The organism is Sphingobacterium bovisgrunnientis (assembly GCF_009829085.1).
In the GTDB taxonomy this organism is placed as follows: Bacteria; Bacteroidota; Bacteroidia; order Sphingobacteriales; family Sphingobacteriaceae; genus Sphingobacterium; species Sphingobacterium bovisgrunnientis.
In genome coordinates this window covers 70,675-82,388 of the sequence record NZ_WUQY01000009.1, presented here as the reverse complement: position 1 = coordinate 82,388, position 11,714 = coordinate 70,675, and the positions used below count along the sequence as shown (strand labels likewise).

Sequence of the window (11,714 nt, the reverse complement as noted above, 5' to 3'; positions counted from 1 at the left end):
AAATTTTTATAAATAAATCATTATGTACAATTTAATTGGAGCAGGTTTAATCGTAATCGGTGCAGGTTTAGGTTTAGGTAAAATCGGTGGTTCTGCAATGGAAGCTATCGCTCGTCAACCTGAGGCAGCTGGTAAAATTCAAACTGCGATGATCATCATTGGTGCCTTAGTAGAAGGTTTAGCATTCGGTGCTTTAATCTTAGGTAAATAATCCAAGTTGATTAAAAGATCTAAACATGACTTGCAACGGTTGGTTGTAAGTCATGTTTAAAACAAAAAATTAAAGACAACAAATAGAAAAATTCATATTTTATAAGCAAATATAATGGACGCATTAATTAATCAGTTCTCATACGGTTTGTTCTTTTGGCAATTAATTATCTTATTGATTGTAATCTTTATTTTAGGAAAATTTGCTTGGACACCTATCGTTAATGCTTTAGAGGAACGTGAAAAAGGGATTTCTGATGCTTTGGCTTCTGCAGAGAAAGCTAAATTGGAAATGGCACGTTTGACTAACGAAAACGAGCAATTGTTGAAAGAAGCACGCGAAGAACGTGACGCAATCTTGAAAGAAGCAAAAGAGTTGAAGGATAAAATCGTTACGGAAGCAAAGTTATCTGCGCAAACTGAAGGTGCAAAATTAATTGAATCTGCAAAACGTGAGATCGAAGATCAAAAATTAAAAGCGTTGGCAGAAGTTAAAAACCAAGTGTCTGCATTGTCATTAGACATCGCACGCAAAGTTTTGACTAAAGAATTTGAAGACCAAGGTAAACAAGAAGCATTAGTGTCTGACTTGTTGAAAGACGTGAAATTAAACTAATATTACTAGCGTTAGCTTTTTAATATTACTAGTTTTTAATTTTTAATTTTATAAAATGTCAGTATTCAAAGTTGCTTCGAGATATGCTAAATCTATTTTGGATTTGGCAAAAGAGAAAGGTACGTTAGAGCAGGTGAAAGCCGAGATGGAAGAGGTTGCGAAAGTAATCAAATCTAGTTCGGAATTGAAAGCTGTATTGGCGAATCCTATCGTAAAAACAGATAAGAAGCAAAATATCTTAAAAGCATTATTCGAAGGAAAAGTAAGTGCAGAAGTGTCTACATTCTTCGATATCATGGTACGCAAAGGTCGTGGCGAATTAGTATACGCTACAGCTTTAGAGTTTGTTCGTGAATACAACGAATTGAAAGGTATCGTGAAAGCTGAAGTTATTTCAGCACAACCATTGTCTGCAGCTAATGTACAATCTTTAGGCAATACAATTGCTCAACAAATAAATGCGAATGTTATCCTTACGAATAAAGTAGATACATCATTGATTGGTGGATTTATCATTAAAGTAGGCGATAAGCAATTGGATGAGAGTATTGCTGGAAAATTAAATAAATTAGAAAGACATTTCTTCAATCAAGGTGTTTAATCACATTGATGTAGTAAAAGTTAATAGAATCTAAAACCCCTTATACGAAGTAAAATGATAGAGGTAAGACCAGATGAAGTTTCGGCAATTCTAAGAGAGCAATTGTCAGGCTTTAAGTCAGAGGCCGAATTAGAGGAAGTAGGTACCGTGCTTACAGTTGGTGACGGTATTGCTCGCGTTTACGGCTTAACAAAAGTTCAATCAGGTGAGTTGGTTGAATTTTCAAACGGATTACAAGGTATTGTATTAAACTTAGAAGAAGACAACGCAGGTGTTGTACTTTTAGGTCCTTCAGATGAAATCAAAGAAGGTGATACAATCAAACGTACAAATCGTATCGCATCTATTAAAGTAGGTGAAGGTATGCTTGGCCGTGTAGTTAATACTTTAGGTCAACCAATTGATGGTAAAGGACCTATCGTTGGCGAAACTTATGAAATGCCTATCGAGCGTAAAGCTCCTGGTGTTATCTACCGTCAGCCAGTAACTGAGCCATTACAAACTGGTATCAAAGCTATCGATGCGATGATTCCTGTAGGTCGTGGACAACGTGAGTTAGTAATCGGTGACCGTCAAACTGGTAAAACAGCGGTATGTATCGATACTATCATCAATCAAAAAGAATTTTATGATGCTGGTCAACCAGTATTCTGTATATATGTTGCAGTTGGTCAAAAGAACTCTACAGTAGCTAATATCGTACGTGTATTGGAGGAAAGAGGCGCTATGGCTTATACGGTTGTAGTTGCTGCTTCTGCTGCTGATCCTGCTCCACTTCAATTCTACGCGCCAATGGCGGGTGCTGCTATCGGAGAATTCTTCCGTGATACAGGTCGTCCAGCATTGATCGTATATGATGATTTATCAAAACAAGCGGTAGCTTACCGTGAGGTGTCATTATTATTGAAACGTCCTCCAGGTCGTGAGGCTTATCCAGGTGACGTTTTCTACCTTCACTCTCGTTTATTAGAGCGTGCAGCGAAAATCAACTCTTCTGATGATATCGCTCGTAACATGAATGACCTTCCTGAGTCTATCAAGCACTTAGTAAAAGGTGGTGGTTCATTGACAGCTCTTCCTATCATCGAGACACAAGCAGGTGACGTATCCGCATATATCCCTACTAACGTAATCTCAATCACGGATGGTCAGATCTTCTTAGAGTCTAACTTATTCAATGCAGGTATCCGTCCAGCGATCAACGTAGGTATCTCGGTATCACGTGTGGGTGGTAACGCACAGATTAAGTCGATGAAGAAAGTATCTGGTACATTAAAATTAGATCAAGCACAATACCGTGAGTTGGAAGCTTTCGCTAAATTCGGTTCGGATTTAGATGCAGCTACTAAATCAGTATTAGATAAAGGTGTTCGTAACGTTGAGATCTTAAAACAAGGTCAATTCTCACCAGTATCAGTTGAAAAGCAAACAGCTATCATCTATGCAGGTACAAAAGGATTGTTGCGTAATGTTCCAGTGAACAAAGTACGTCAATTCGAAGAGGAATACTTGACGCAATTAGAGCAACGTCATCCAGAAGTATTATCAGCATTAAAAGCTGGTAAATTCTCAGATGAGTTAACAGACGTTTTAGAAAAAGTAGCTAAAGAATTAGCTTCAAAATATTAATTAGATAAGAGTATAGAGTATTGAGTAGGGAGTATCTTACTCAATACGCAATACTCCTTACTCAAATCTCTATTAAAATATGGCAAATTTAAAAGAAGTAAGAAACCGTATCACCTCGGTGACATCCACGCAGCAGATTACCAAAGCCATGAAAATGGTTTCTGCGGCAAAATTAAAGCGTGCGACGAATGCTATCGTGCAATTGCGCCCTTATGCCAATAAATTAAGAGATATTCTTGCTCAAGTTTCAGCTTCTGTAGAAGGAAATGATTCTCCATATACTCAAGATAGAGTGCCTACTAAGGTTTTGATCGTAGTAGTGACTTCAAATAGAGGTTTGGCAGGAGCTTTCAATGCTAATGCTATTAAAACGACGAATAACTTGATCGCTACTAAATATGCGGATCAATTTGCGAGAGGTGATGTAAGTATGATTGCTATTGGTAAGCGTGGTCATGACTTCTTCTCTAAGCGTAATTTCAACGTTATTGGCAATCATAATGAATTATTCAACAACTTAGATTTCGAAAACGTATCTAAAGTGACTGAATACATCATGAATGAATTCAAAGAAGGAAATATCGACCGTGTTGAGGTTGTTTACAACCAATTCCGTAATGCTGCTGTACAAGTTTTGACTTCAGAACAATTGTTACCTCTATTGCCTGAAGAAAAGAAAGAAGACGCAGTTGAATTGGATTACATTATCGAGCCTTCAAAAGAAAAAATCATTGAAGAATTAATCCCTAAAGCGATTAAGATTCAATTGTACAAAGCGGTATTAGATTCTAATGCTTCGGAGCACGGTGCGCGTATGACTGCGATGGATAAGGCAACAGAAAATGCTGGTGACTTATTAAAGCAATTAAAACTTTCATACAACCAAGCTCGTCAAGCAGCTATTACAACAGAGCTTACAGAGATTGTTTCGGGTGCAGCTGCACTTTCAAACGGCTAAATAATTCCTTCGGGAATCTCAATAGAAAAGCGATGAAATTAATTTCATCGCTTTTTTTTGCTTTAAACTATTACCAAAAAGTTTCAACATTAAATGAGTGATAGTATAAATAGTTATGCTTCGTTAAAACTGTTGCATTGCTCTTATACAATTGGATTAACTCTATTGAGTGTATGCATTGAATATCATTAGTTGTTATTTGTTAAATATACAGGCTTAATTAGTGTTTCAAAAATCACGTATTAAAAGGTTAGAATTAGCTACATTTTCAACATACATTTTGTTTATTGCTACAGCATAGTGTTTTATTAGGACATAAAAATGGGGCTTATTGATAAAGCCCCATTCAATTTATTTAAAAAGTATTTGTTACTTATTTGCTTGTTTGAATTCTAAAAACTCTTTATGAAGTCTTAACAATTTGAAAGTAGAACTTACCATTTCATTTGTCTCAAGTAAGATAGAGAAGTATAATCTCGTATTTCTTGGACTAGTATCTGTTGTTCTAATATCATTGATTTGAAGATCCATTAATTCATTGATGGTGCTCTGAATCTTGTTACGTTGATTCATTACACTATCAATATTGGTAAATTCAAGGCGCTTGTACATATTGTATATTTCAGCATACCAATTACTCAATTGCTTGGTAACTAGACGAAGATCTTCACCACGACTCGTTCTTAGCGGCTTGTGATTATTGTCAACATGACTGTGTGCATTATTGGCAATGATGTACAGGTTTTCAATAATATCTTGAAGATAACCTAACGAAATAATGTAGTAACGGCTTGATTTAGCTGAATTATCATCCAAGTTGCGGATGAAGTTATACAAATTATCGTTAGTAGAATCCAAATCCTTATTGAGCTTCTTAATTAGTTTTTTGTTGATGGATAATGACGTTAAATCTGTTTTAATAAGATTCTCAATTACCTCACTATAGAATAAGTTTGCTTTTGCGACTACTTCACTTATCTGATTGGAGCTCGCTTCCGTCACTTGTTGAACAGAACGAATGTCTGTTTTTTCCAATTGAAGTTTACGTTCTGCTTGTTCAGCCACTTTTTTCTTATGGCTACGTGCATTTTGGAATAATAATAAAGCCAACACGATCAATGCGACAACAAAACTTACAATGCCGCCAATTTTTAAGAAGTAAGCGATTACAAATGCACCAGTAAATGCACAAGCTGCTGTGAAGAACCATCCACCTATTACATGAAAAACACCTGATACACGATATACCGCAGATTCACGATCCCATGCTCTATCTGCAAATGCTGTACCCATTGCCACCATGAAAGTCACATAAGTCGTGGATAAAGGTAATTTCATTGAAGTTCCCAAAGCGATTAGACTACTCGCTACCATCAAGTTTACAGATGCACGAACCATGTCAAACATAGGTTCATCTTTTGACTTTTGTGTAGTAGCTGATACTGTCTGCTCAAATCGTTTATCCAACTTTGATTGCAATGTACGAGGCATCACGTACGATAACACATTACCTAAATTTACAAAACCTCTTACAATCCATCTTGATAATGTATTGGGTTGGAATTTTTCTGTAGATGAGTCTTGGCTACTCAAGCTCATTTCTGTTTCGATAACCGTACGAGCTTTCTTAGATGTCCATAATGTAAAGATCATAATCAATCCACTGACAGATAAGATCCACATTGGAGCTACAATCTCCGATGAAGCCAATTCTGACATCATGTATGTATTGGGATCTATTCCTGTACCAGCCGCTTTGAAAAATCCTATAGACTGAATAGCAGCTACAGGTACACCGATAAAGTTTACTAAGTCATTTCCTGCAAAAGAAAGTGCCAGACCAAAAGTACCAACGCCAATAATTACTTTAAGTATATTGATATTAAGACGCGTAAGTATAAAACTAAAAATAGTAAAAACGACAAAGCTTCCCCCTAATAGGGTTAATTCATGTGTGCTTATCCAAGATTGCACATCTTTGCTAATAAATGTTACAGACTTTAATCCTTTGATTAAAATAAAATAAGAAATCAAAGCTAGTGCAAGACCTCCAAAGAAAACACCAAAAGTCTTTATTCGTTTTTGAAATTGAAAAGTAAACAACACACGTGATACGTATTGTACGAGCATACCCAATGTAAATGATATCGCTACAGAAAATAAGATACTTACAACTATTTCAGAAGCTTTTTTAGTGTTAATATATTGTGAAAGTGTGCTATAATCACCTGAGGACATCATTATTTTGTATAAGGCTAAACACACAGCTGCTCCAAGTAATTCAAAAACTATAGATACGGTGGTAGAGGTAGGTAATCCAAAATAATTAAATACGTCAAGCAAGATAATATCGGTAATCATGACGGCAAGGAATATGACCATGACATCATTAAAACTGAACATACTCGGGACGTAAATCCCGCTTCGGGCAATTTCCATCATCCCACTGGAAAAAACCGCACCACACAGAATACCTGCTGATGCAAGTATCATAATTAGTCGGAAAGAAAGGGCTTTTGATCCTAAACCAGAGTTTAGAAAATTCACAGCATCATTACTAACACCAACCATCAAGTCGATGACTGCTAAAACTATAAGTGTAATGATGACTAAATAAAGGTAGTGTTCCATACTTATATAAAGTTAACCCTACAAAAGTATGAAGCTAATGTTAACTTAATGTTAACATTAGCTAAGTTTGATTTATTTAAAACATTGTAATACAGATTCTGCCATTAAGCTTATACCTGCCATACTTGTATGTACGCCGTCATATGCCCAGTATTTTCCATCGGCTTCTTTTCCTGCCTTGTCAAATATGCTTTGGTAAGGTATGAATACTGCCTTGTATTCAGTTGCGATCTCTTTACTTACGCGCTGATAATCGCCAAATTCAGGATACCAGCTGTTGTCCACATGTTGTACATCTTTGACACCGAAAGGTTCTCCGATGATTAATTTTACATTAGGAAGATGCTGAAGCGTAAGATCCAGCATTTTTTGGTATTGTGCTTTATACTCCGCTGCTGATCCGTTATAGTTTCCATTTCGTTTATGCCAATAATCGTTGACACCAATCAGAATACTCAATACATTTGGCTTAATATCCAAGCAATCTTTTTGCCAACGCTCAATTAATTGAGGTACTTTATGACCACTGATTCCACGGTTATAGATTTGCAAATCTTTAGAAGCATGTTTATGTAAAAGTGTACGTGCAGCGTGTGCAGCATAACCTTTCCCCATCGCGTCTAAATCATTCGGACCAAGTCGATCTCTACTACGTCCGTGGTCTGTTATCGAATCGCCTTGAAATAGAATGATGTCGTTTTTGCGTAATTCAATTTTATTATTTTTTGCGGCAAATGATTCAGCATGAGTCAAGTTACTGCCAATAACAGTTGTGCCGATAGCTGCAAGCGATTGTTTTAGAAAACTTCTTCTGTCTTTCATAGTTTAAGGTTTATAACCCTAAAGTAGCGATATTAACAGAATTTATCAATTCCTTGCTTGATGATTTGACAAGCTTCATTGATTTCTTCCTTAGAAATAGTCAATGGAGGCGCTACACGTAAAGCCGTTTCGCAGTGTAAATACCAGTCTATCATGATGCCGTTGTCAGCACAGTATTTACTAACATTATATACTTGATCAAAGTTTTCTAACTGCAAACACATCATTAAACCCAATCCGCGAATTTCTTTGATTTTTGGATGCGCTAGTTCCTGACGGAATAATAGTGCTTTTTCTTCTACTCCTTCCACCAGCTGCTCTTCTAGAATTACTTTCAGCGAAGCTAATGCTGCAGCGCAAGAAACAGGGTGACCACCAAATGTCGTGATATGTCCCAACATCGGATTGGCTTTGATAACATCCATAATTTCTTTAGGTGCTACAAACGCACCTAAAGGCATACCGCCTCCAATACCTTTTGCCAACATCAAAATATCAGGAACGACACCAAAATGTTCAAATGCAAACAGCTTACCTGTACGTCCAAAACCTGTTTGAATTTCATCGAAGACTAATAATGCACCAACCTCCGTACATTTAGCACGTAATGCTTGCATATATTCCGCAGATGGTACACGTACACCTGCTTCGCCTTGGATAGCTTCTACAATGACTGCAGCAGTTTTATCTGTAATAGTTTCTAAATCTGTCTGGGAGTTAAACTCGATAAAGTCAATTTCTGGTAGGAGAGGAGCGTAAGCTTCTTGATATTGTGTACCACCTATTAAACTCAAAGCACCTTGTGTACTGCCATGATACGCATTCTTAGCCGCAATAATTTGCCGACGACCTGTGTATCGTTTCGCAATTTTCATCGAACCTTCTACAGCCTCCGCGCCCGAATTGGTTAAGTAAACTGAACCAAAAGATGAGGGCAGGTTTTCTAATAGTTTAGTCGCAAACTGTACTTGTGGCGCTTGTACAAACTCACCATAAACCGTTACGTGCAAATATTTTTCCAATTGCTCTTGAATTGCTGCAATCACTTTAGGATGGCGATGACCAATATTACTTACATTAAAACCAGATACTAAGTCTAAATATTTCTGTCCTTGAGGTCCGTAAAGGTAAGAAGCTTCAGCTTTTTCAATTTCTATAAGTCGTGGACTTTCTGATGTTTGAGCTGTGTTTTTCAGGAAAAGCTCTCTATTACTAATCATAGGACAAAGGTACTAATGATTAATTAAGTGAAAAAGTTAATGTTTGTTTGTTTTTTTTGTCAATAATTTTACCTTAGAATTAAATCAAAGACTTTTATTATGAAATATTTTTATATTTTCTTGTCCATTATACTGTTGAGTAGCTGTGAGCCATTATTTAATGATCTAATATGCAGTTATGAAGGATATCGAACTAAAAAAGATAATATGAATAGATGTTATTATACCAATGGTATTGGACAAGAGATTTTCGTTGATAATTCTTATTGTAATTGTTTATTATAACTTTATAAAGATAAATATGAAAATTAACTATATCAGTTTTCTCCTATTTGGAATATTTCTTTTGACTACAGCTTTTCATTGTGAACCAGTTCGTCCAGAGGCCTTTCCAATTGAAGAATTAAAGGATGCGAAAGTTTTTGCCACTATTACACCAGCTAAAGATGTATATAAAGTCGGAGATACAATCAAATGTGTTTTGAAGGTTAATAAAAGTGACTGGAATAATTGGAAAGGATTTAGTTCTGCAATTTATAGCACGTTTATACTTTTTGATAATAATAACAATGATGGAAGATATTTATCTCCATTATTTGATATTAGTAAGATGAATAATTCAATCGTAAGTCATAATAATGAAACTTATTTTGAACAAATTATTTATTATGAACTTTTAGAAAGTAAAAATTATCTTTTGGGAGTTAGATTTCGAGATTTATCGGAGAATAAAAACTTAAGTTTTGATACATTCTTAGAGGTTGAGTACTGGGGAAACGAAGTGACGTATCACCAAATGGTTCCTATATATTTTACTAATAACAATCAACGATATATTACCTTAAATGTTGTGGAGTAAAATAATAAACTCATTTAATTAGAAGAAAAGTTGTTAGATACTTTCTGTTGTCTATATGAAATAGTAAAGCCCCAATCAACGATTGAGGCTTTACAAAATATCTAAAAGACCTAATTATTCTGCGATAATCAAGAAATAATTTTTTTTACCTTTTTGCGCAACTAAATATTTGTTGTTGATTAAATCGCCAGCTGTTACAGTTTGTTCGATATCGCCTAATTTTACTTTATTCAGTGATACGCCACCGCCAGTCAACATTTTCTTAGCTTCGCCTTTTGAAGCAAAAACTTGCGTTTGTACGGCTAATAAGTCCAAAATATTAACTCCAGATTCCAATTCAGCTTTGCTAATTGTAAATTGAGGTACACCATCAAAAACTTCCAAAACTGTATCGTGTTCTAAATTCGCCAAGAATTCCAAAGAACCATTACCAAATAAGAACTCGGAAGTTTTAACCGCTGTCTCGTAAGCCTCTTTAGAGTGTGTACGGATCGTGATATCCTCCGCCAAAGCTTTCTGTACGATACGTAAATGTGGCGCAGCATCATGTTCAGCTACGATAGCTTCGATTTCTTCTTTCGAACGTAGTGTAAAAATATTAATCCAGTTTTTCGCATCGTCATCCGTTGCATTCAACCAGAATTGGTAATATTTGAAAGGCGAAGTTTTCTTCGGGTCTAACCATACTGCACCAGATTCCGTTTTACCGAATTTCTGACCGTCAGATTTTTTAATCAACTGCGTAGTCAATGCGTAAGCTGTACCTTGGTCTTGACGACGAATCATCTCCGAACCTGTTACAATATTTCCCCACTGATCCGAACCACCCATTTGGATTTTGCAATTGTGGTGTTTCCACAAATAATAAAAATCATATCCTTGAATCAGTTGATAAGTAAACTCCGTGAACGATAATCCGTTATCACCTTCTAAACGTTTCTTTACCGAATCCTTAGACATCATATAGTTGACCGTAATCAACTTACCTACGTCACGAATAAAATCCAAAAAGCTGAAATCTTTAAACCAATCGTAGTTATTTACCATTTTAGCGTCGTTTTCGCCGTCGCCAAAATTTAAAAACTTCGCCAATTGATTTTTAAGACAAGTTACATTGTGATTCAATGTAGCTTCGTCTAAAAGATTTCTTTCTGCAGACTTGAACGATGGATCACCGATCATTCCTGTAGCACCTCCGACAAGGGCAACAGGTTTGTGTCCTGCATTTTGAAAATGGATTAAAGTCATGATTTGAGTCAAATGCCCCACATGTAAAGAATCGCCAGTTGGGTCAAAACCGATATAACCTGAAACTTTTTCTTTGTTCAGTAAATCTTCTGTTCCCGGCATGATATCTTGAAGCATGCCTCTCCAACGTAATTCTTCTACAAAACTCATAACGATATGATTATATATTTTTTGATTTAAGATTGCAAAGATAGCAGATTATGACGTATATTACGACTAATAATTCTGTAATTGCTGCATTTTGAATTTTTTGTCACATTACTATTTCGAACGATATGCTGTTCATTCTGAGCAAGTGTTAGGCGGACTTTTGCCTGATTTATTAAAGAATGCAGACAAAGACAATTCTTTTCAGCTTCATAAATTTTCACCCATGCTGCCGATAGGTATAAAGAGTGAATCGATTACGGAGGGATGGAAAAGACATCTTTTGGTAGATAAAATTTTTCATAGTTCAGATTTCTTTTACCATCATACCCATCAAATTCGTAAAATCATTGAGCAAAACGTTGTCGATTTACCAGTTAGAGCATCTTTTTTAGCCCACATTAGCTTAGAATTATTACTTGACCACAAGCTTATAGCGAATAATCTACTTTCCGTATCTCGATTGTACGAACATTTAGAACATATTAATAAAATTACTTTAACAAAGTACTTGGAAACTTTTGAGACAGTGGATGTAGAAAGATTTTACAACTTTTATGATAGATTTGTTTCCTCAAAATATATCTTTGACTATGCAAAAGTGGAAAATCTTCCACATGCATTATTCAATATTTGTAAGAGAGTATGGAAATTTACACCTGAAAAGCGTCATTTTGAAGTACTCGCAATGCAGCTAGATGAATACCAACGCGAGAAATTGAAAGATTATTACGATATCTATATATCTATCACGCAACAGTTGGATTAAAAGT

At 35.7% G+C, this 11,714-nt stretch carries 11 protein-coding genes; 7 read left to right on the top strand and 4 right to left on the bottom strand.

The window, feature by feature from the left end; all coding sequences use genetic code 11:
• Nucleotides 1-22: 22 nt before the first annotated feature.
• The 5 genes from atpE to atpG all read left to right on the top strand — a co-directional run bounded on the left by atpE (nt 23) and on the right by atpG (nt 4,014).
• The gene (gene atpE, locus GOQ16_RS06525) at nt 23-211 is read left to right on the top strand and encodes an ATP synthase F0 subunit C (protein WP_039053475.1); all 189 of its coding nucleotides are present in this window, start codon (nt 23-25) and stop codon (nt 209-211) included.
• A gap of 114 nt (nt 212-325) precedes the next feature.
• The gene (locus GOQ16_RS06520) at nt 326-826 is read left to right on the top strand and encodes a F0F1 ATP synthase subunit B (RefSeq protein WP_160068556.1); all 501 of its coding nucleotides are present in this window, start codon (nt 326-328) and stop codon (nt 824-826) included.
• 55 nt (nt 827-881) lie between these two features.
• Complete coding sequence (gene atpH, locus GOQ16_RS06515) at nt 882-1,427, top strand: ATP synthase F1 subunit delta (RefSeq protein ID WP_160068555.1); 546 nt, start codon at nt 882-884, stop codon at nt 1,425-1,427.
• A 54-nt stretch (nt 1,428-1,481) separates the two neighbouring features.
• On the top strand, nt 1,482-3,056 hold the full coding sequence (gene atpA / locus GOQ16_RS06510; RefSeq protein WP_149913028.1) for a F0F1 ATP synthase subunit alpha: 1,575 nt from the start codon (nt 1,482-1,484) through the stop codon (nt 3,054-3,056).
• A gap of 79 nt (nt 3,057-3,135) precedes the next feature.
• Nucleotides 3,136-4,014 (top strand): ATP synthase F1 subunit gamma, encoded by an 879-nt coding sequence (gene atpG, locus GOQ16_RS06505; protein WP_160068554.1) that lies wholly within the window; start codon nt 3,136-3,138, stop codon nt 4,012-4,014.
• Between the two features lie 369 nt (nt 4,015-4,383).
• Here atpG and GOQ16_RS06500 read toward each other — a convergent pair whose 3' ends face one another.
• From GOQ16_RS06500 to GOQ16_RS06490, 3 genes are all read right to left on the bottom strand, one after another.
• Nucleotides 4,384-6,645, bottom strand: a complete 2,262-nt coding sequence (locus GOQ16_RS06500) for an inorganic phosphate transporter (RefSeq protein ID WP_160068553.1) — start codon at nt 6,643-6,645, stop codon at nt 4,384-4,386.
• Between the two features lie 72 nt (nt 6,646-6,717).
• Nucleotides 6,718-7,467 (bottom strand): SGNH/GDSL hydrolase family protein, encoded by a 750-nt coding sequence (locus GOQ16_RS06495; RefSeq protein ID WP_160068552.1) that lies wholly within the window; start codon nt 7,465-7,467, stop codon nt 6,718-6,720.
• A gap of 32 nt (nt 7,468-7,499) precedes the next feature.
• Complete coding sequence (locus tag GOQ16_RS06490; RefSeq protein WP_160068551.1) at nt 7,500-8,687, bottom strand: aspartate aminotransferase family protein; 1,188 nt, start codon at nt 8,685-8,687, stop codon at nt 7,500-7,502.
• 301 nt (nt 8,688-8,988) lie between these two features.
• On the opposite strand from GOQ16_RS06490, the gene GOQ16_RS06485 reads away from it, so the two are divergent.
• Complete coding sequence (locus GOQ16_RS06485) at nt 8,989-9,546, top strand: hypothetical protein (RefSeq protein WP_160068550.1); 558 nt, start codon at nt 8,989-8,991, stop codon at nt 9,544-9,546.
• Nucleotides 9,547-9,660: 114 nt separating this feature from the next.
• Here the strand turns inward: GOQ16_RS06485 and tyrS are convergent, their stop codons facing one another.
• The gene (tyrS, locus tag GOQ16_RS06480; RefSeq protein ID WP_149913022.1) at nt 9,661-10,944 is read right to left on the bottom strand and encodes a tyrosine--tRNA ligase; all 1,284 of its coding nucleotides are present in this window, start codon (nt 10,942-10,944) and stop codon (nt 9,661-9,663) included.
• Nucleotides 10,945-11,044: 100 nt separating this feature from the next.
• Between tyrS and GOQ16_RS06475 the strand changes: the two genes are divergently transcribed.
• Nucleotides 11,045-11,710: a hypothetical protein gene (locus GOQ16_RS06475; RefSeq protein ID WP_160068549.1), complete on the top strand. Its 666-nt coding sequence runs from the start codon at nt 11,045-11,047 to the stop codon at nt 11,708-11,710.
• Nucleotides 11,711-11,714 lie beyond the last annotated feature (4 nt).